The sequence below is a fragment of the Exiguobacterium sp. K1 genome, assembly GCF_033721435.1.
GTDB classification, from domain to species: domain Bacteria; phylum Bacillota; class Bacilli; order Exiguobacteriales; family Exiguobacteriaceae; genus Exiguobacterium_A; species Exiguobacterium_A artemiae.
In genome coordinates, this window is the sequence record NZ_JAOTIT010000007.1 from 133,648 (window position 1) to 153,137 (window position 19,490).

The following is a 19,490-nucleotide window of genomic DNA, read 5'->3' on the forward strand; positions in this document are numbered from 1 at the left end:
TCTTACTCGTGGACAATCGAGACCCATTGTTGGGTCAGCGCCGATTGACCGTCTTCCGTCAACCAGACAAGAGCCGTCGTACTCGTCGCGTCCGGTAACCGTTCCCGCACCAGTCCCGTCATGTCGAGCTCGCGGAGCGTACTTTCCGGTAACAGTGTCACCGCCTGTCCACTGCGGACGAGTCCGATCAATGTCAGGACGTCGGAACACGTTTCCTGTGAGACGACCCCAAACTGCTGGCTGAGCGTTTGAAAGACACCAAGTCCTTCCTGACTCGGAATGATAACATCAGCATCCGGGAAATCGGGATGATGGACTCGGTAAAACGGTTCCTCTTCCATCCATTCGATCGTGACACCTTGTGCCTCAATCGGCAGCCGGACGAGTGCCACGTCGATCGCATGATCCTTCAAACGATCAATCAAGGCCGCGGACTCGCCCTGATGAATTTGCAGCGTGATCCGGGGATGGCGTCGTTTCATCTCTTGTACCCATCCCGTCAATCGACCGGCGGACAACGTATTGACCCCGATCCGTAAGATGCCGGTCCGCCCTTCCTTGATGTCACTGACTTCAATCCGCGTTTCCGCTTCGTACCGCAACAAGGAGACGGCCCGTTCATACAACCGCTCACCGCTGGCCGTGATTCGGATGCCGCGTCCCGCCCGTTCAATCAGCCGTACACCAAGCAACTCTTCCATCTTTCGAATTTGCTGGGTCAAAGCAGGCTGTGCCATCCGCAGTCTTTCCGCCGCCCGCGTGACGGATTGTTCTTCGACGACCGCGCAAAAATAACGATATTGGCGTAAATCCATCTTCATCATCTCTTTCATATGTTTTCAGTCATAAATATGTATGAATCATAACATCAATCATATGATATGATGCTGAAATCAGCGATTTTTAAAAGGAGACGATTTTTGTGAAACGTACGACATCCACGGTCCAGTGGATCATTTTCTTATTAGCCAATACGATTGCCTTGCCCATCGTCGTTGCCAGTCTGTTCGACCTCTCAAGTGTTGAGACGGCCGCACTTGTGCAACGGTCCTTCTTCGTCGGCGGGATTGCCTGTTTTCTCCATGGTGTCTTCGGTCACCGCTTACCAATCGTGTCCGGTCCGGCCGGTTCATGGGTCAGTATTTTTGTTGTCATCGCCGCGTTGCCGGTCGATTCAAAGACGGCCTTCACGATTGCGATGGCCGCTGTCGTCATCGCCGGCGTTGTCCTGATTTTCCTCGGATTGACGGGTTGGACGCGCTTCTTATTACCGGTCTTTACGCCGCTCGTCAGCGGAACGTTTTTGCTTTTATTATGTATTCAACTGACCGGCGTCATGCTCGGAGCAGTGCTTGCCGTTGAAGCGACACGACTCGCCGGCATTCTGACATTCCTGCTTGTGCTCGGACTCAGTCAATTCGGTCCGACGCGTTTACGGCCATTCGCTTTGATGATCGGTATTGTCGTCGGCTGGCTGGTCAGCCGTCCGTCGCTGTCGGAAGCGTCCGGTGTCTTCGCCTTTCCGACCGCTTTACCGTTCGGGATGCCGCAATTTGACGGCAGTGCGTTTCTCGTCGCGATTCCGTTTGCGATTCTTTTAATCGTCAACCTGATTGCTGCGTTAAGCGCCGTCGAAGCGACGATTCAGAAAAAAGGGGCTTTGAATCAGGGACTGACGGTCGAAGGAATCATTCACTTGATCGCGGCGACGTTCTCGACGCTCGTCCCGGTTCCGTTGCCGATCACAAGTGGCTTCATCGCCCAGACGGGAAGTAAGGAACGCCGTCCGTTTTTGATTGCTTCACTTGTCATCGCCCTGGTTGGGTTTTTCCCGAGTATCATCGGCATCATCGCGACGTTGCCGCGCAGTGTCGCCAGCGCCGCTTTGCTTGCGACGTTACCGCATATGTTCCTGATTGCCTGGCAGTCGGCTGAAAGCAGCATGACGACGAGCCGCCGTAAACACGCTTTTGCGATTTGCGCCGTTATCGGGATTAGCATCCTCCTGCAATCGACGGTGCTTGCGGAAATCTTGCCGCTGACGTTACGTCCGTTCTTCAGTAACGGCTTACTGATCGGCACCATGCTTGTCCTCGGGTTTGAAGTCATCGAACGTTTGCGTTCACGACGTGATGCTCAATCAGAACGGCTGGCCGGTTAATCTGTATGTCAAAGTAAAATCCCCACTTTCTCGCAACAGGCGACAAAGTGGGGATTTTGTGTTTGACATCATATGAAAGCAGTCCATTAAACTCGCCTTCTTCCCGTGACTCCTTCAGGAAAAAGCGCGTGCTTTTCGCGCTGTCAGAGACAAACGAGCCGCGGCTCGTGTCTCGCCTGAGGAAAGTACGGGAAAAGAAAACGAGTTTCACTTAACTTCACCGTACCTCGCGCCACCATTTACGTGTCTGACTGGCAGTCGTGACACTCTCGCCAATCATTGGTGTTACGACCGGTACGCCGTGTTTTTCCGCTTCCTTCAACACCCGTTCGACCGGTTCGAACCACGGGTGGAATGCCAGCGTAAACGCCGACCAGTGAACGGGAATCATTACATCCCCTTTGACATCAAGATGCGCCGCGAGCGTCTGCTCCGGTAACATATGCGAACTCGACCAACGTGTGTCGTATTGTCCGCATTCCATGATCGTTAAGTCAAACGGACCGTATTGTTCCCCGATTGCCTTGAAATGGGGACCGTAACCACTGTCACCGCTGAAGAAGACCTTCTTCGAGCCCTCAATCACCCATGACGCCCAAAGCGTCGAAAATTGATCGAGTCCGTTTCGCCCCGAGTAGTGACGGGCCGGTGTTGCCGTCAGGTGGAGACCGTTCGTCTCGACCGATTCATGCCAATCGAGTTCGGTAATCCGGGCCGGATCGACACCCCAGCCTTTCAGGCGGCTCGCGACACCGAGCGGAACGATGAATTGACCGACCCGGTCTTTTAACGCCAGAACCGAATGATAATCCAAGTGGTCATAATGGTCATGTGAATAGATGACGAGATCAATCGGCGGTAAGGCATCAAGATCGACCGGTTCCGTCGTCTGGAACCGTCCACCCCCGATTTTCGGGAACGGTGACGGAGCACGTCCGAGCATCGGATCAAAGAAAATCGTCTGATGATCCAGTTCAAGCAGGAACGCCGAGTGACCGAACCAGGTCACGCGCGGTTCCGTTCCGTCCGTCCGTCGTTCAAACGGAACAACCGGTAACGGTTTGACCGGTTTTAACGACGGCAGCTCCCGTCCGTAATCTTTTAAGATACTTTTCATTGTGTCCCATTCCATCTTTAATTGGAAAGGCAGTTCATTTTGAAACTTTCCGTTCGAAAACTGAGCCGAACGGGCATAACGCTGTTGATCCGACTTCGATGGTCGGCGGCCGAATAGCGGATAACGGGTCATGAAGACCGCTCCGAGAACTCCTAGACCGGCGAGTGTTGCGACTATTTTTTTCATTTTTCTTCACCTCTTTAGTACGTTCAGTATAGCACCGGCGATTTTCAAAGCGGTAATGAACAAACTTCACTTCTCAAAAAAAGACGCCAAACTGAAAAACTCAGCTTGGCGTTCCGGTTTATTAATCTACATCATCGGCTTTCCATTTTGAACGGTCGCTCTTGTCGTGATCATCCGAATGCTCTGATTCATAATCGTTGATGCCCGGATTTGCGACTTTTCCACCGTGACGGTCATTCTCATCATTTAAATGATCATGTGTATGGTCGTGATCATGGTCGTGGTGATGGTCATGATCGTGTGCATGATCATGGTCATCGTGCCGGTCTTTTGCGAACAATGCAATTCCTCCCCGCTCGACTTCCTGGTAATGGCGTTCCGCTTCATCATCGGAATGCCCGACACGTTTTAACGTTTCCCGAAGCGGTGGCTCATGGCTGAACTTCGATTTGATTTGGTCAATCCAGGATGCACCCGATGTTTCATCTGCTGCATCGTCACGTCCCACTACTGAGAAATCAGAATCTTTATGTCCTTGCTGTTTTAACGCTTGCATTCTTTGATGTAAACTCGATTCATCATGAAAAATGCCGATAAATTTTTTCGCCATCGTCAACACCATTCCTCTCACAGAGATATGAATTTACAGACTCAAATTTTTACCCTTCTTTCCGGATCTCAAAACGAAAAAAACGTATCTTCCGGTGAATCGGAAGATACGTTCCATCAAATTAATCTTTGAGTAACTGTGGTGAGTCAACGAGCGTGATGACACCTTCGTTTTTCTGAACGAATCGTTCGTAGACGAAATCATTCGCAAACAAGAGAACCGGGTTTTCCCAGCGGTCGTAGACGAGGACAGTCCGTGAATCCGTCAATTTCTTGACTTCACTGATTTCTGTCACTTTGACCCACTTCGCGACCTGGAAGTTCGCTGCATCTTTTAGGATATCAACGCCGTATTCCCCTTTGAGGCGGTGTTCGAAGACTTCGAATTGAAGTTGACCAATCGCTCCGAGGATAATCTCGTTGTATTCCGTCTTGTAGACCTGAATCGCTCCCTCTTGCGCAAGCTGTTCGACGCCTTTTTGGAATTGTTTTGATTTCAGGGCGTTTTTCGTGAAGACTTTCAGGAACAATTCCGGTGCGAACGTCGGCAACGCTTCGTACTGCAGGCTCGGATCACCGTTCGTGATCGTATCGCCGATTTGGTAGTTGCCGGAATCGTACAGACCGATGACATCGCCGGCAAACGCTTCGTTGACCGTTTCCCGCTCATCTGCCATGAACTGAGTCGATTGCGACAGCTTCATCTTTTTACCGGTCCGCGTCAGAACAACTTCCATCCCGCGGTCGAACTTCCCGGTACAAATCCGGACGAACGCGATCCGGTCACGGTGGTTCGGGTTCATGTTTGCTTGGATTTTGAAGACAAAACCGCTGAAGAAATCTTGCGCCGGCTCGATTTGTCCTTTGTTCGACTCACGCGGAGTCGGTGACGGTGACAAGTTGAGGTAATGCTCAAGCAACGGTGTGATCCCAAAGTCGACCAAGGCAGAACCGAAGAAGACCGGTGTCAATTCACCTTTCGCAATCAATTCTTCATTGTATTCATTGCCGGCTCCGTCGAGTAAATCAACTTCGTCGACTAACGTGTCATACATTTCATTGTTGATCGTTGAGGCCAACTGATCGTTTGCGAGTCCTTCTTCGCCGAGATCAATCGTCAGACGATCGTTTTTAAAGCAGTGGAACTTCTCGTTGACACGGTCGTAGACACCTTCGAACTGTTGTCCTGATCCTGCAGGCCATGTAACAGCAACCGACGGAATCCCGAGGACTTCTTCGAGTTCTTCCATCAATTCGAGCGGATCACGTGCTTGACGGTCCATTTTGTTGATGAACGTAAAGATTGGAATACCGCGCATCCGGCAGACCTGGAACAGTTTCTTCGTTTGGGACTCGATCCCTTTCGCGGCATCGATGACCATGATTGCCGAGTCGACGGCTGTCAGGATCCGGTACGTGTCTTCCCCGAAATCGGAGTGACCCGGTGTATCCATGATCGAAACGATTTTTTTGTCATATTCGAACTGCATGACGGAAGAGGTAACGGAGATTCCCCGTTGTTTTTCGATCTCCATCCAGTCGGATTTCGCAAATTTTGAGTTTTTCCGTGCTTTGACGGATCCGGCTTCCCGGATTGCTCCACCGTGGAGCAGGAATTTTTCGGTTAACGTCGTTTTCCCGGCATCCGGGTGGGAGATGATACCGAAGATCCGGCGTTTCTCGACTTCGGTTTGAAGTAATTTTGTCATGTGTGGTAATTCCTTTCACCTATATATTCAACCTCGATACAGATACTTTTTCGCAACTAGTCTATCATACCGAATTTTCGCAGTCTCGTCCATTTCACTTTGTTGACCCAATTTTCAGAATTTATCTTGACAACCCCGTTCCATCTTCTATACGATGACGAGGAAGTCACTATTACAAGAAGGAGGAGACGTACAATGTCACAATCATTTGATCAGCAACAACCGATTCACGTATTGGCTACAACTGTACGTCACCCAATCGTTTAATTTTCAATTAAGCAGGGTGTACGTATGCGTATACGTACATGCTGCCCTCTTATATCAGGACGGGTATGCCCATATTTGTGCGTATCCGTCTTTTCTATGGTCTAAAAACGGAAATATAAGGGGTTTTGTTTATGTTTACTGCATTAAAACAGCTTGACCGTAACATCTGGATCCGGTTCGTCGGGGAAACGATTACCGGAGTCATGATGTTCATGATTGCACCATTTCTTGTTCTCTATTATTCGGAGCAGCTCGATTCGTATTTTTTGGTCGGTCTGATCATGGCGACCGGTCCGATCATGTCACTGTTCGGGTCGTTTCTCGGCGGACACCTGGCCGATCTGTACGGTCGCAAACCGTTGATGGTCATCTCGATCGTCGGGGATGTCATTGCTTTAATCGGCTTTTCATTCGCTGATTCATTCTGGCCGTTACTATTGATGAATGCCTTGCTCGGTCTGACGAATTCCTTGTTCCACCCGGCAGCGAGCGCGATGGTCGCCGATGTCACACCGCCGGAACGGCTTAATGAATCATTCGGATTGCTCCGGATGGGACATAATGTCGGAGCCGCGTTCGGACCGTTGATTGGAAGTGCCGTCCTGTTCATCGACCGGTCGCTGATTTTTTACGCTGCTGCCGCTGTCTTTTTCCTGTATGCTTTGGTTTTGCTACTGTTCATCCAGGAAACCAAACCGGATCAGATCGAACATACGCACGACGAACCAAAGCTGTCGGCTTTCACCGTCCTGCGTAAGGATCACGTCTTCCTGGTGTTCATTGCTGCCGGCGTCTTCATCTCGATGGGCTTCGCCCTTGTTGAAAGCATGTTGCCGGTTTTCCTGAAGGAAGCGTTACCCGGGCTGCCGAACGATAAAAATCCGTTCCCGTACCTGATGGGATTAAACGGCTTTATGGTCGTCTTGTTCCAGTTCCCGGTCGCCGCCCGCTTGTCCGGTAAAGCATTCGGTAAAGTTATGTTGCTCGGCGCGTCAATTTTCGGACTGGGGATGATTTTACTCGCCTTCATCCCGTCGTACCTGTTCTCGCTCGGAACCGGCTACATCGTGCTCGTGACGATTTTACTCGTCATCTACGCGCTGTATACGCTCGGCGAGATGATCATGTCGCCGGTCCAGATGACATTCATTGCCCTGATTGCCCCGGAACATCTGCGCGGAACATATAACGGTGCCGCCAGTATCCAGTGGCTGATTGGCGGAGTCACGGCGCCGTTACTCGGTTCCTTGTTCCTCGACTCCGGAAACGGACAATACGCGCTTGCCGGTGTCGGTGTCGCCTGTTGTTTGTCCGGCCTCGTCTATCTTGGCCTCGACCGCTCGATCCAGCGCGCGAAACGGTTATCGCAGTCGGCTTGATGAACGTCATTTAAATGACCAAAACACCCTGAACCGGACACTGTTTACTCAGTGCCTGGTCCAGGGTGTTTGTATGTAGTCGTTACAATACCGATTCTCGGTCGATGTGCTTCATATCTCCTTCAAGTACGATGGAATATCCCAGTTCCGTCGATTCGATGATCGTCAGGCTCGTTCCGTGAATGAACGAGGAAGACGTCCACAGCTGTTCCAGTCCGTTCCCCTTAAAATGAGCTAACAGCACGTTGATCGCAATACCGTGCGTTACGATTAAAACCGTTTCTTCCTGATGCTTCAGTTGGATGTCGTTCAAACACGCCAGCAGCCGATTTTTCAGCACATCAAAGTTTTCTCCTGTTTTCGAGCTATACAGATGAGGCGTTTTCCAAAACGCGGAATAGCCTTCCAAATCATGCTGTTCAATCGTTTCCCGCGTCTGGCCTTCCCATTCGCCCATATGAATTTCCTTTAACCGATCATCGGTCTCAATCGGTGTTGACCACCCGTCACAAATCAATTGGGCCGTTTGGTAGGCACGTTCGCTCGGACTGGAATAAACGGCTTGAAACGGGATAGCCTGCAAACGCCGCCCCAGTTTTTCGGCATGAGAACGCCCTTTGGAAGTCAACGGAGAGTCTTGCCACCCTTGCAGCCTGTTATCAAGATTCCATTCCGTCTCACCGTGACGTGTCAGATAAATAGTCGGCATCCATAATCCTCATTTCATGTTTTTTCTTTATTTTACCATTTTATAAAAGAAGACACTAAAAATGACTTCAGGATTTCTCTGAAGCCACTTCACTAGCAAACTCAAGTCAGGACGGAAGGACACCGTCCGCGATGAACGGACTGAATATGACCGGCAACGGTTCAAGCGTTCGTTGGACGTCTGCAATAAAACGACTTGATCCGCTCGCAAAGGTGATCGGATCCCCCATCGAAATCAGTTTCAGGAACTGTTCGAGTTGCTCATCCCACTCTTCCGTCTGCATGCTGTGAAAAGTCAGTCCTTGTTTCGTTAAATCATTTAACGTCGTCATCAGTTTTTCGGACGACGGTTTTTGATTTCTGACATGTAAAATCGTTGTTTTACGACCGCTCATCAGAGCATAACGGGCTTCATCGAGGATTGCCCCCAGATGATGTTGCTCGGCCACCAACAAAACATCCAGCCGCGCCCAGTCACCTTGACTTTTGTACTTGTAAAAATGACGGCACGTCTCAACGAGTTGATGATGGACGATTTCCCAGGCGACCATGACCGGCGCGGTTGTTTCGAGTCCGAGTTCCGTCCGAATGGTGTACAGCAATTCTTCGCTGACGATTTCCGGATACGTCATGAGGAAGGATTTCGACTGATTGATTTCGTTTAATAAAATCAATTTGAACAGCTCACTTGACTCTTGTTGCTTCGTCACGTGTTTTAACAGTTGTCCGAGTCGGAGAATCCGTAACTCTAGCGTTTGTGCCGTAGTCGTTTGACTTTCCATTTCTTCTAACAATACGCTATACTTATCTTCCAATTGTTTATAAAAACGACTCGCAATCCGAAAACCCTTCTGTTCCATCTCCCACTCCACCGTTTGCAACAGATATAATGCCTGATCAAAATGCATGACATGACCTACCTTCCCCGCTTATTATGGCAAAATCTCTAGCTAAATTCAATCTCTAAAATGCATCTTTAAATATGCACATTCAAACTTGTACTTCCTACTAAATTTCTCTAACATGTGTAGTTAAGTAGGTGATGAAAATGCGCATGACACGTTATACGGATTATGCAATCAGATCCCTGTTATTTGCTGGGGCACACTCTGATCGATTGGTCCGAATCCAGGAAGTAGCGGACTGTTACGACATTTCAAAAAATCATCTGATGAAAGTCGTCTATCGTTTAGGACAAAATGGATTGATTCATTCTGTTCGAGGTCGAGGTGGCGGATTCCGTTTGGCAAGCCCGCCGGATGAAATTTATATCGGTGACGTAGTGCAACTGTTTGAACCAACAACCCATTTTCTAGATCCACTCGAAGGGACATCTGAACTCCCTTCTTTAGACCCTGCACGCGAAGCTTTTGATGACGCGATCGCTGCGTTTCATCAAGTCTTGAACAGTTACACGATAAATGATTTACTTCATCCAACAAGTTCCACACATCGACAAATCCTTGAAATGATTCCGAGCCGCGACTAATCGCGGGCGGAATCATTTTTTTGTTCGGCGACATCCGGGACGCCTTCTGAATCCGTGCGTGGTATACTTATATAAGAAAGGAGGGGTACAGATGAACCCTCACGAAGAACTCAACAGTTTATATCTCCGCTTAAAAGAGGCAGATCCGTCACTCGAACGTGGTGAATCACTTTGGACCATCTTTGAGGATACGACCGATGCGACACTCCGTCCCCTTGCCTTATGGACATTTTCTCAAAACCAATTTGATTTGGGTCACTTCCGCTCTTTTTTAGTTTCCTTTTCCTTATTAATGGATTGGGTTCGGAAAGATGAATTGACTTTAACGCCTAAACAGGAACTCGATCTGTACTGGAATTATAAATCCTATTTAATTTATGCAGCCGAACAGGAAGATATGCCTGTTGCTTTACTCGAAGAAGATTTCGACCGGTTCGTTGATTTTTGTGACGCCCACGGCTTTGCCCGGACACGCGATTATATCGGCTTCATGATTTACAGCAAGCTCGGTGACGAAGAACAGGCCGATCATTACCTTTCCGAATGGGTCGACGCTCCGTCCGACGAATTAAGTGACTGCCCGTCTTGCGAAGGTTTCAGCCGGATGACGTATGCCATCGAACGTGGTTACGAAGACCGGGCCTTGTTACTGTATGCTGCCATCCGTCACGAACGCGGTTGTTCGCGGATGCCCGATCAGGCCCATCCGTTCATTCTTCCGTTGTTCATCAGCCGAAAAAAAGACCGGTTCGACTGGACGGAACAGTTGATTCAAGAAGTTAAACGTGTCAAACCGCTCTTCACAGGCGGCGATGAACCGTATTACCTCTATGCTGCGATGTACTACGATGACAAGTACGTCTGGTCGATGGAAGAGAAAAAACAGTTGATTCCGTTGTTGACGGACCGTGGTTACCTGCAATTCTTACTGGCTCACTATGCAGCGTCTTACCGGGCTGCCCGGCATGCCGAAGTGGCCTATCTCGGAGTCCTGCGCTCCAATATTTACGAAGTCGCCCAGGAACTCGATCGACGGATCGACGGACACTTTTACTTGAACTTCGTCGAACGCGAACTCAAACGGGTGACGGAATTCATCGTTTAATTTTCTTGAGAGGACGTGTCAGAATGTTAGATCACGTACAGTTAGCTGCCCCAAGAAACTCGGAAGAACAGGCTCGGGCTTTTTATGCCGGGCTTTTACATATGAAAGAAGTGGCAAAACCGTCGGGTGTCAAAGCAAGCGGCGGTGTCTGGTTTGAATCGGATGGCGCTGCCCTCCACCTCGGAATCGAAGAGCCGTTTCAACCGGCGGCAAAAGCACATCCGGGTCTGACATTTGCGCACCTGGACGACTTGGCGAATCGGTTGCAAGCGGCCGGGTATACCGCTCAGTTTGATGATCGTCTCGCACCACGCCGCCGATTTTTCACAAATGATCCGTTTGGCAATCGGATTGAATGCATCGAACAGCAAATCCCCGTCATTGTGCCGAAGCGTCTGGCGAACGGTTCGCATGTTCGTCTGCTTGCACCGGCGTCAAGTCTTGCGACGGTCGAGTCAAGGATTCTCGATCAGGCGATCACGGTTTTGGAATCGTTTGGCTTACGGGTCTCGATCAGTCAGCATGCCCGGGCACTGAATCCGTTCGGTTCGAGTGATCCGGCATGCCGCCTGGACGATCTCCATACCGCATTCGCCGACCCGTCAATTGATGCGATTTTATGTGTCCGCGGCGGATTCAGTTCCAATGAATTGCTCGACGGACTGGATTACGATTTAATCCGGCACAATCCGAAGATTCTCTGCGGTTTTTCCGATATTACAGCGCTCAGTCATGCCCTTTTGACGAAAAGCGGACTCGTCACCTACTCGGGACCGATGTTACGTGCCCTCGCCTCCCGCGATGCCTATACGTTACAGTCATTCGAACAGGTGTTGTTCGACAGCGGGACGATGCAGGTCCAGCCGAGTGTCAATTGGCATGATCAGCACGAAGGAAAAGAGGTAACGCTTCCGAACCCCGGACCCGTCATTCTCTCAAAAGGCTCCGGCAGCGGACGTCTGCTCGGCGGGAATCTTTGTACGTTGAACCTTCTGCAAGGGACAACATACTTCCCGGACTTACGCGACAGTATTCTGTTCCTTGAAGATGATTACGAGGTCCACCCGGCAACTTTTGCCCGTGACTTTGCCTCCTTGATGGCGCAACCTGGAGCCGATCAAATCCGCGGGATTGTGTTCGGTCGTTTTCAGCTTGCGACACAGATGACGGACGAACACCTCCGTTATCTGGTCAGGCTGTACTCTGCCCTCTCGTCGATTCCGGTCATCTCCGGCGCGGACTTCGGCCATACGATGCCGCTGTTCACTTTCCCGATTGGCGGGACCGCCTCGATCGAGGACGACAGAATTTCCATCCAACATTAAAAAGAAGGAGTCGCGGCGATCCGCGTCTCCTTCTTCTTTAATAGTCGAGCAATCTCGAAGCATCAATTTGACGCTTCGATCCATCTGCGAACATCTCGAGTGTCGCGAGGATTTTATGATCGGTCAAAGCGTATCGGACCAACGTGAAGTCTTCGAACGTCGAAACCGTCTTAAACGTTTTTCCGACCGTGAACGCCCGCTTGCGGCTTGCGTCCTGAGCAGGAATCGTCACGAAGACGACCGTGATGTCCGCTCCGTTCGTATCATAATAAAATTCGACGACACGTCCGTCTTCCGTCTCCGGCAACAGCCCTTTTTGAGGTCGTCCGGACTCGTCGAGTTGTACATAAGGTTGTAACATCGTTCCGCCTCACTTTCTCCGTCATTTATCATAGCACGACCAAAAAAATTATGCTAATGTATAAGTGATGTTGAAAGGGGGATGAGTCGCGGATGGCATGGTTCATGAATGGAATTTTGCTCTGGGGCTTTATCATGATCACATTGATGGCGATTGGCGGTTTCTTCATGTTCCGGAAGTTCCTTAAGAAACTCCCGAAAGAAGACGGCAAATCGATGATGGACTGGGAAGATGAATACATCGACCAGACCCGCCATCTATGGACGGATGAAACACTTGATTTATTAAACGCACTTGTCATGCCTGTTCCGGCTGCTTTTCGGGACGTGGCACGTCGAAAAATCGCGGGACGGATCGGTCAGTTTGCACTGGAAGAACGGGCAACCGAGATGACGTCCGAGTTGGTCGTCAAAGGGTACATTTCAGCGACACCGAAACGGGACCATAAATTCTTGAAAAAAGCTTTACGCGAACACGCCATCGATTGGCGGGAATATGAACTGTATTTCCAAAACTAAAAGGAAGGACTCTCAGATGAGAATCCTTCCTTTTAGTTTTGCGGTAAATGTTCAACCGGGACGATGCCCGACTTGACCTGCTTATACTTCAGATACATCGCAATCCGCCAAGGCGCAATCATCCCGAACGCCACGAGATAAAAAATCCCGCCGGTCTCAAAGATATCGATTTGACCGCCGATGACAAACTTTGCCACTGTCCGGACAATTAAAATTCCGAACAGGACGATGAAAAAGGCTTTCGATCGTTGCAGATAAATTTGTCCTTCGGCTTCGTAGAAGTTGGACGTCTTGATTAAAAAAATACTGAAGATCGCACCAACCAATAATGCTTCTGCCACTTCCGTCCATGTCAGGCGAGATGCCGGATATAAAAATTGCAGCATCCCGGTCGACATGGCGAAGGGCGGGATTAAGATTTTTTTAGCGTTCGTCGGTTTAGCTGAAGCTTTGACACGAATGAAGCTGATCAGCAAACCCATGACGAGCGCAACCCCTGTTGATACCCAAATCATCCCATCACTTCCTTGTTAAAATCCAGTGAATCCTACGATATCACTCATCCATGCGGCAAATGCACTGAGTCCGTCAAAATAAAGGACGATTCCGAACAACATCATCAATGCGCCGCCGAATTTTGTTAACTTCAAGCTGTACTGCACGAACAATCTCGAACGACCGACGAAAAAGGCCATCAGTAAAAACGGAATCGAGAATCCGAGTACATAAAACAGCATATACAACATTCCTTGGCTTGGATTCGTCGCCGCAAGCCCGATGACGCCTGCCAAAATCGGACCCGTACACGGCGTCCATCCGGCAGCAAAACCAATTCCGACAAGGATGGTACCGATGTACCCGCCCTTTCGTTCACCTAAGTTCAGTTTTTTCTCACGCATCAGGAATGTCGGTTGCCATAATCCAAGCAACACTACGCCGAAAACAAAAATGACGAGCGCACCGACCATGCGTAACGTATCACGGTAGGTGATGAAGACATCCGCCAACAGCGAAGTCGATAGACCAAGAACGGCAAACACCATCGCAAATCCAACCAAAAAGGCTACGGTATGCAACAACGACCGTTTTTCTCTGACCCCTTTTTCCTTCAAGTCCGTTACAGAAACACCGGTAATATAAGAGAGGAATACCGGATATAACGGAAGCGTACAAGGTGAGACAAATGACAACAACCCTGCACCAAACGCTAACCAAAGCGAGAGCTCCATTTCAGCAGCTCCTTTCTAATAAGAAGAAGTTCCTTCTCTATTTTGCCAAACTAATCGACATTTAGCACCTATTATCTTCCGAAAGATAAAAAAGATTCGTGACAATTGAAATTACAAAAAAATTACATTTCCTCAAAACAGATGAAATGTCGTTGCACTGCCAGAAACCACTTGCTAGAATATGGATATGACATCAATGTAAGGGAGGATTCTATGACAAGCCAACATCTATTGACTTTAGCGATCGAAGCAAAACGAAGTGAATTGTATCATCAAGCGGATCGGTCTAGTTTCACCTCCCCGCATGTTTTAAAACTGAGTCATGAACTGGATTTATTACTCCTTGAATACACTCGCTTCGTCCAAAAATATACCTATCCGTCTTCAAATGAATCTGTTTTAGGATAATTGGATGAAATCTACAGACCATATATACGAATGAGAAAAAGCCGTCGACGGATCAATCCGTCGACGGCTTTTTCGTGTTTCTTCTATATAATGCGGTCAATTCATCTTTTTTAATCAAACTTTACATTCGATTCATTAAAAAAATACTTTACTTCCGTCCAGTTACTCTCTTTTCAGTCTTTCTTTGAGCCTTAAGTTAGGGGAATAGTTAGAATATTTCTTCTATACCATGCCTAAAGTCCTACTTTTTCTTTATTTTACCAAGCATTATGACCTAGACGTGACAAAACATGCATTTTTGCAATCTGTTTGTCATACTGGCTTAGTTTGTAACTTGAATGACTCCGACCTGTAAACGCACAAACCGGAATTGCCGTGTAAAGTAGGAACAGTAAACACAGCATATGTCAGGAGGACATCAATAATGAAAAAAGCAGTTTTCGCTGCAGGTCTTGCAGCAACGGCTCTATCAGTAGGATTCGCCCAAGAGACAGAGGCTGCCTCAGAGACGGTAACAGTAAATACAGCAGTATTAAATGTACGCACAGCACCTACAACGGCATCAGCGGATGTAGGTAACGTATATAAAGGTCAAAAATTAAATGTCGAAGGACGTTCTGGCGCATGGATTCAAACAAACATCAATGGCCAAAAACGTTATGTACACGGCGCATACACTTCAGCCGGTTCTTCATTCGACTTTAAAAAAGCTACAGTCACTACGGCAGTACTAAACGTTCGTACGCAACCTACTACAAACTCTAAAGACGTTGGCAACTTGTATAAAGGCCAGTCCGTTAACGTAGAAAGCAAAGTCGGTGCTTGGATCAAAACAACAATCGACGGAAAAACTCGTTACGTACACAGCGCTTATACAACTTTAGCAGGTTCAGCAGCAAAAGCACCAGCGGTTAAAGCTCCAGCAGCTAAACCGGCAGCACCTGTTGCTAAAGCAGCTCCAAAAGCAGCAGCTAAACCAGCTGTAGCAACAAAGCAAACTACAGCAGCTAAATCAGGTACGAAAGTAACAATGAACGTTACAGCGTACACAACTGATCCATCAAACAATGGTAGCCGACTTTACAATGGTCGTGCATTGACTGCCAGCGGTTACGATGTTACAAATACGATCACGTACAATGGTATGCGTATCGTTGCAGCATCAGCTCAATATCCAATTGGTACACGCATGCACATCTCAGGTATCGGTGAAGCCATCGTACTTGACCGTGGCGGCGCAATCCAAGGTAACAAACTTGACCTCCTCGTTGGTTCACAACAAGAAGCACTCAACTGGGGACGTCAAAACGTCACTGTTACTGTCTACTAATTTTAAACACAAACAACCTGCCGGGCGAGATCGCCTGGCAGGCTTTTTTGTGTCTTATGACACCGACGAAACGTGACCGGATTGCAGTTCATACATCTTTTTATATAATCCGTTCTTTTCAATCAGTGTCTGATGGTTCCCCTGTTCGACGACTTCCCCTTGATGCAGGACCAAAATCAGATCCGCATCCTGGATGGTCGACAACCGGTGGGCAATCGCAATCGTTGTTCGTCCCTGCCGCATCCGTTTTAAGGCGACCTGTACTTTTTCTTCCGTTTCCGTATCGATCGAACTTGTCGCTTCGTCGAGAATCAAGACTTTCGGGTCACGTGCCATCGTCCGGGCAAACGAAACGAGTTGACGTTCTCCGGCAGAGAAGGTAGCTCCCCGCTCCGCAACCGGACTGTCATATCGTTCGTCGAGCTGATTGATGAACCCGTCTGCTTGAACAAAGCGGGCCGCTTCCTCAACTTTTTTGAATGGAATTGACGGATCAAACAACCGGATGTTATCGGCGACACTGCCTGTAAACAGGAATGAATCCTGTAAGACCAGTCCGACATGACGCCGCAATTCGTCTTCCGGCAATTGTTCGAGCGGCTGTCCGTCAATCAGGATCCGGCCTGACTGATAGGAATAAAAACGCATCAGAATATTGATGATCGAACTTTTCCCGCTGCCGGTCTGACCGACTAAAGCGACAGTCTGTCCTTTTTTCGCTTCAAACGAAATCCCTTTCAAAACTTCCTTCTCCCCGTCATAACTAAAACGGACATTGTCAAAGACAATATGTCCTTCTGTGATGTCAGCATCACCTGCAATCGTCTTCGCAGGTTCCGGCTCATCCGTATCGAGCACTTTAAAGACCCGGTCTGCCGAAACGATAGCCTGTTGAAATTCAGACAGGCGTTGCATGATTTGCTGGACCGGTTGAAAAATCCGTTCCATGTAACTGATAAAAGCATAGACGACTCCGACTTGAACCGTTTGTGAAAAGGACAGGACACCGAAGTACGTAATCAAGGACGCAATCGTCAGTGCAAGCATCAGTTCAATGATCGGACGCAACAGCCAGCTGTCGAGTTTCAGGTTCTTGTAACGGCCGTTTTGATGGGCGATGTTCGTTTCTTCGAACTCTGCCATCAGCCGTTTTTCCTGCCGAAACTGTTGGATGATGGCCATTCCGTTGATCGACTCATTTAATTGTCCGTTAATCTTCGATAATAAATCCCGGACTTCCGCATAATATTTCGTCGAGTAACGACGGTAAATCCAGATGATGAAATAAAACAGCGGCAATAAGACTAACGCAATCGTTGCCAGGCGCGGTTCAAGCAGATACAGGAAGATATACGTTCCAATCAGTTGGACCCCGCTTTGGACGAATGTCGACAAAACGCCGATGTACAGCTCTTTGATTGCTTCCGTATCATTCGTAATCCGTGAAACGAGCACTCCGGCCGGTGTCCGGTCGAAGTAACCGAGCCGAAGATGCATGACGTGACGGAACACATCAATCCGGAGCCGTTGAATGACTTTCAGGGCAATTTTTTGGAACTCAAATGCCTGCAAATAATCGACGACGATACCGGTCGTATGCAACAGCAAGTAGACACCAAACAGTAACGCAACTTCCTGGACCGGATAGTTCCCGACGGCCACATAATTATCGATAAAGATTTTGACGAGATAAGGTCCCCCGAGCTTTGCTCCGGTCGTCACCAGCAACAGTAAGAAGGCGACTAACACCTGTTTTTTAAACGGTTTGACGAAGCCAAGCAATCGTCGCAAGACCGCTTTTTCATTAATATCATGATTCAAGCGTTCCACCTCCCTGTTCGACGAGTGATTCCAGTTGCTGGCGGTCGTATGTTTCTTTATACCAACCGTTCCGCGCAAGCAATTCGTCGTGTGTTCCCCGTTCAATGATTCGTCCCGCATCGAGAACGATGATTTCATCCGTATGCGAAACGGCTGACAGACGGTGGGCAACGATGATTTGCGACTGTTCATTATCCGCTGTCCGGAAATGTTCGATGATCGCTTCTTCCGTCTTCGCGTCAACCGCCGACAACGCATCATCGAGTACCAGAATCGGACAATCTGCAAGCAATGCCCGGGCAATCGAAATCCGCTGCTTTTGACCGCCGGATAACGTGACGCCGCGCTCCCCGACCATCGTCGCGTACCCTTCCGTGAAGCCAAGAATATCCTCGTGTACGGCCGCAATCCGGGCGGCTTCCATGATTTCTTCCATCGAAGCATCCGGTTTGGCAAAGGCAATGTTGTCAGCAATCGAAGCAGAGAACAGGAAATGATCCTGCGGTACGATGGCGACCTGTTTGCGGACCGTTTCCCGCGTCAATTGTTTGACGTCTTGTCCACCAATGGCAATTGATCCATATTTGACATCGTATTCGCGTGACAACAGACGGACGAATGTCGATTTTCCGGCACCGGTCCGCCCGACGATTCCAAGTGTCCGTCCCGGTGTCAACGTCACGTGGATATTTTCCAGCACAGGTTGTGTATCATAAACAAACCGATCGACCGCAACCTCTAGATCAGTGGATGTGACGGTCGTCGCCGCTTCTTTGGCATCCTTGATTTCCGGCTCGATTGCAAGCATCCGTTCGATCCGGTCGTACGAAGCCCGTCCCCGTTCCACGATATTAAACAACCAGCCGAACGCGAGCATCGGCCACGTCAATAACCCTAAGTATGTAGTAAAGGACACGATGTCCCCGATCCGAATTTCCCCTTGCTGCAATAAATAGGCACCGTATCCGACGGCAATGATATAAGACAAGCCGACTAAACCGAAAATCGTCGGATCAAATAAGGCATCGATTTTTGCGACCCGGCGGTTTTTTTGTACGACATCGTCTGACAGCGATGTAAACGTACCGACATCCGATTCGACTTCCCCGGTTGCTTTTAAGACCCGGACCCCGCTGACGCTTTCTGCGACTTTATCATTTAAATCGGAGAAGGCTTCCTGCGCATCATGAAAACGCGAGTGCAGCATCTTGCCGTAACGTGATGTCAAATATACCATCAACGGCATCGGTAACAAGGAAACAAGCGTCAGTTTCCAACTGATGGTCGTAATCATCGTGATGATGACAAAACTCCCCATTGTTACGGAATCGACGAGTGTCAAAATACCGGCTCCAGCCGTCATCGAAACTGCTTGCACATCGTTTGTCGCATGAGCCATTAAATCCCCGCTGCGGTACTTTTTATAAAACGATTGATCCAAGTCAGAAAAATGACCGTATAACTGACTTCGTAACAACCGCCCGAGCCGGATGGATGCGCCGAAGATGAAGAACCGCCAAAAATAACGAATCACATAGGTCGATACCCCGATCAACACCAGTGTGCCAACTAGTTTCCACAAATCATTTTTCGTCAAGCTGCCTTCGCTCAGACCGTTGACCGTCGATCCGATCACTTTCGGCGGAATCAGTTCCAGTCCGGCGACAAAAATCAACGCGATGATGCCTAAACTGTATGCTTTCCATTCGAGTCGGAAAAACCAACTCAGTTTCCTGAAGACTCCCATACAAGTCCCCCCTTTTTAAAT

Annotated in this window: 19 protein-coding genes; 8 read left to right on the forward strand and 11 right to left on the reverse strand. The window is 48.9% G+C overall.

Going from position 1 to position 19,490, the window contains the following annotated elements:
* Positions 1–2: 2 nt before the first annotated feature.
* Positions 3–815, reverse strand: coding sequence for a LysR family transcriptional regulator (locus N7U64_RS13785; protein ID WP_026833362.1), 813 nt, complete (start codon positions 813–815; stop codon positions 3–5).
* Positions 816–922: 107 nt separating this feature from the next.
* Here N7U64_RS13785 and N7U64_RS13790 point away from each other — a divergent pair, with 107 nt between their 5' ends.
* On the forward strand, positions 923–2,161 hold the full coding sequence (locus N7U64_RS13790) for a purine/pyrimidine permease (protein WP_318930224.1): 1,239 nt from the start codon (positions 923–925) through the stop codon (positions 2,159–2,161).
* A gap of 217 nt (positions 2,162–2,378) precedes the next feature.
* Here the strand turns inward: N7U64_RS13790 and N7U64_RS13795 are convergent, their stop codons facing one another.
* The 3 genes from N7U64_RS13795 to N7U64_RS13805 form a co-directional block, all read right to left on the reverse strand.
* Entirely contained in the window at positions 2,379–3,464 is a 1,086-nt protein-coding gene (locus N7U64_RS13795; RefSeq protein ID WP_318930226.1) for an MBL fold metallo-hydrolase, read from the reverse strand.
* 121 nt (positions 3,465–3,585) lie between these two features.
* A complete protein-coding gene (locus N7U64_RS13800) occupies positions 3,586–4,074 on the reverse strand; it encodes a hypothetical protein (RefSeq protein WP_318930227.1) in 489 nt (162 codons plus the stop codon).
* Between the two features lie 121 nt (positions 4,075–4,195).
* Complete coding sequence (locus N7U64_RS13805) at positions 4,196–5,782, reverse strand: peptide chain release factor 3 (RefSeq protein ID WP_318930228.1); 1,587 nt, start codon at positions 5,780–5,782, stop codon at positions 4,196–4,198.
* A gap of 398 nt (positions 5,783–6,180) precedes the next feature.
* Between N7U64_RS13805 and N7U64_RS13810 the strand changes: the two genes are divergently transcribed.
* A complete protein-coding gene (locus N7U64_RS13810; RefSeq protein WP_318930230.1) occupies positions 6,181–7,428 on the forward strand; it encodes an MFS transporter in 1,248 nt (415 codons plus the stop codon).
* A gap of 82 nt (positions 7,429–7,510) precedes the next feature.
* On the opposite strand, the gene N7U64_RS13815 is transcribed toward N7U64_RS13810, so the two are convergent.
* Together N7U64_RS13815 and N7U64_RS13820 are read right to left on the reverse strand one after the other, a co-directional pair.
* Positions 7,511–8,137 (reverse strand): histidine phosphatase family protein, encoded by a 627-nt coding sequence (locus N7U64_RS13815; protein ID WP_318930231.1) that lies wholly within the window; start codon positions 8,135–8,137, stop codon positions 7,511–7,513.
* Positions 8,138–8,243: 106 nt separating this feature from the next.
* Positions 8,244–9,044 carry a hypothetical protein gene (locus tag N7U64_RS13820; protein WP_318930233.1) on the reverse strand — a complete coding sequence of 267 codons (801 nt, stop codon included), beginning with the start codon at positions 9,042–9,044 and terminating at the stop codon, positions 8,244–8,246.
* A gap of 140 nt (positions 9,045–9,184) precedes the next feature.
* On the opposite strand from N7U64_RS13820, the gene N7U64_RS13825 reads away from it, so the two are divergent.
* The 3 genes from N7U64_RS13825 to N7U64_RS13835 all read left to right on the forward strand — a co-directional run bounded on the left by N7U64_RS13825 (position 9,185) and on the right by N7U64_RS13835 (position 12,055).
* Complete coding sequence (locus N7U64_RS13825; protein WP_214765200.1) at positions 9,185–9,625, forward strand: RrF2 family transcriptional regulator; 441 nt, start codon at positions 9,185–9,187, stop codon at positions 9,623–9,625.
* 91 nt (positions 9,626–9,716) lie between these two features.
* On the forward strand, positions 9,717–10,730 hold the full coding sequence (locus N7U64_RS13830) for a hypothetical protein (RefSeq protein ID WP_318930235.1): 1,014 nt from the start codon (positions 9,717–9,719) through the stop codon (positions 10,728–10,730).
* Positions 10,731–10,753: 23 nt separating this feature from the next.
* Positions 10,754–12,055, forward strand: coding sequence for an LD-carboxypeptidase (locus tag N7U64_RS13835; protein ID WP_318930236.1), 1,302 nt, complete (start codon positions 10,754–10,756; stop codon positions 12,053–12,055).
* Between the two features lie 37 nt (positions 12,056–12,092).
* Here N7U64_RS13835 and N7U64_RS13840 read toward each other — a convergent pair whose 3' ends face one another.
* Positions 12,093–12,416 (reverse strand): hypothetical protein, encoded by a 324-nt coding sequence (locus N7U64_RS13840; RefSeq protein ID WP_318930238.1) that lies wholly within the window; start codon positions 12,414–12,416, stop codon positions 12,093–12,095.
* Between the two features lie 92 nt (positions 12,417–12,508).
* Here N7U64_RS13840 and N7U64_RS13845 point away from each other — a divergent pair, with 92 nt between their 5' ends.
* Positions 12,509–12,934, forward strand: coding sequence for a DUF2621 family protein (locus N7U64_RS13845; RefSeq protein ID WP_012370008.1), 426 nt, complete (start codon positions 12,509–12,511; stop codon positions 12,932–12,934).
* 32 nt (positions 12,935–12,966) lie between these two features.
* On the opposite strand, the gene N7U64_RS13850 is transcribed toward N7U64_RS13845, so the two are convergent.
* Both N7U64_RS13850 and N7U64_RS13855 read right to left on the reverse strand, forming a co-directional pair.
* On the reverse strand, positions 12,967–13,449 hold the full coding sequence (locus N7U64_RS13850; RefSeq protein ID WP_318930240.1) for a cytochrome c biogenesis protein CcdC: 483 nt from the start codon (positions 13,447–13,449) through the stop codon (positions 12,967–12,969).
* A gap of 15 nt (positions 13,450–13,464) precedes the next feature.
* Entirely contained in the window at positions 13,465–14,163 is a 699-nt protein-coding gene (locus tag N7U64_RS13855; protein ID WP_318930241.1) for a cytochrome c biogenesis CcdA family protein, read from the reverse strand.
* 213 nt (positions 14,164–14,376) lie between these two features.
* Between N7U64_RS13855 and N7U64_RS13860 the strand changes: the two genes are divergently transcribed.
* Together N7U64_RS13860 and N7U64_RS13865 are read left to right on the forward strand one after the other, a co-directional pair.
* On the forward strand, positions 14,377–14,571 hold the full coding sequence (locus N7U64_RS13860; RefSeq protein WP_026828728.1) for an aspartyl-phosphate phosphatase Spo0E family protein: 195 nt from the start codon (positions 14,377–14,379) through the stop codon (positions 14,569–14,571).
* 424 nt (positions 14,572–14,995) lie between these two features.
* Positions 14,996–15,901, forward strand: coding sequence for an SH3 domain-containing protein (locus N7U64_RS13865; protein WP_318930242.1), 906 nt, complete (start codon positions 14,996–14,998; stop codon positions 15,899–15,901).
* 54 nt (positions 15,902–15,955) lie between these two features.
* On the opposite strand, the gene N7U64_RS13870 is transcribed toward N7U64_RS13865, so the two are convergent.
* Both N7U64_RS13870 and N7U64_RS13875 read right to left on the reverse strand, forming a co-directional pair.
* Positions 15,956–17,722, reverse strand: coding sequence for an ABC transporter ATP-binding protein (locus N7U64_RS13870; RefSeq protein ID WP_318930244.1), 1,767 nt, complete (start codon positions 17,720–17,722; stop codon positions 15,956–15,958).
* Positions 17,712–19,469 carry an ABC transporter transmembrane domain-containing protein gene (locus N7U64_RS13875; RefSeq protein WP_318930245.1) on the reverse strand — a complete coding sequence of 586 codons (1,758 nt, stop codon included), beginning with the start codon at positions 19,467–19,469 and terminating at the stop codon, positions 17,712–17,714. Before N7U64_RS13875 ends, N7U64_RS13870 begins: the two co-directional genes overlap by 11 nt.
* Positions 19,470–19,490 lie beyond the last annotated feature (21 nt).

Bases quoted from the DNA above. Each gene is read 5' to 3' on its own strand.
- N7U64_RS13850 (WP_318930240.1), bottom strand. From the start codon at position 13,449: ATGATTTGGGTATCAACAGGGGTTGCGCTCGTCATGGGTTTGCTGATC.
- N7U64_RS13830 (WP_318930235.1), top strand. From the start codon at position 9,717: ATGAACCCTCACGAAGAACTCAACAGTTTATATCTCCGCTTAAAAGAG.
- N7U64_RS13855 (WP_318930241.1), bottom strand. From the start codon at position 14,163: ATGGAGCTCTCGCTTTGGTTAGCGTTTGGTGCAGGGTTGTTGTCATTT.
- N7U64_RS13865 (WP_318930242.1), top strand. From the start codon at position 14,996: ATGAAAAAAGCAGTTTTCGCTGCAGGTCTTGCAGCAACGGCTCTATCA.
- N7U64_RS13805 (WP_318930228.1), bottom strand. From the start codon at position 5,782: ATGACAAAATTACTTCAAACCGAAGTCGAGAAACGCCGGATCTTCGGT.
- N7U64_RS13840 (WP_318930238.1), bottom strand. From the start codon at position 12,416: ATGTTACAACCTTATGTACAACTCGACGAGTCCGGACGACCTCAAAAA.
- N7U64_RS13815 (WP_318930231.1), bottom strand. From the start codon at position 8,137: ATGCCGACTATTTATCTGACACGTCACGGTGAGACGGAATGGAATCTT.
- N7U64_RS13820 (WP_318930233.1), bottom strand. From the start codon at position 9,044: ATGCATTTTGATCAGGCATTATATCTGTTGCAAACGGTGGAGTGGGAG.
- N7U64_RS13785 (WP_026833362.1), bottom strand. From the start codon at position 815: ATGGATTTACGCCAATATCGTTATTTTTGCGCGGTCGTCGAAGAACAA.
- N7U64_RS13860 (WP_026828728.1), top strand. From the start codon at position 14,377: ATGACAAGCCAACATCTATTGACTTTAGCGATCGAAGCAAAACGAAGT.
- N7U64_RS13845 (WP_012370008.1), top strand. From the start codon at position 12,509: ATGGCATGGTTCATGAATGGAATTTTGCTCTGGGGCTTTATCATGATC.
- N7U64_RS13825 (WP_214765200.1), top strand. From the start codon at position 9,185: ATGCGCATGACACGTTATACGGATTATGCAATCAGATCCCTGTTATTT.
- N7U64_RS13875 (WP_318930245.1), bottom strand. From the start codon at position 19,469: ATGGGAGTCTTCAGGAAACTGAGTTGGTTTTTCCGACTCGAATGGAAA.
- N7U64_RS13835 (WP_318930236.1), top strand. From the start codon at position 10,754: ATGTTAGATCACGTACAGTTAGCTGCCCCAAGAAACTCGGAAGAACAG.
- N7U64_RS13810 (WP_318930230.1), top strand. From the start codon at position 6,181: ATGTTTACTGCATTAAAACAGCTTGACCGTAACATCTGGATCCGGTTC.
- N7U64_RS13795 (WP_318930226.1), bottom strand. From the start codon at position 3,464: ATGAAAAAAATAGTCGCAACACTCGCCGGTCTAGGAGTTCTCGGAGCG.
- N7U64_RS13800 (WP_318930227.1), bottom strand. From the start codon at position 4,074: ATGGCGAAAAAATTTATCGGCATTTTTCATGATGAATCGAGTTTACAT.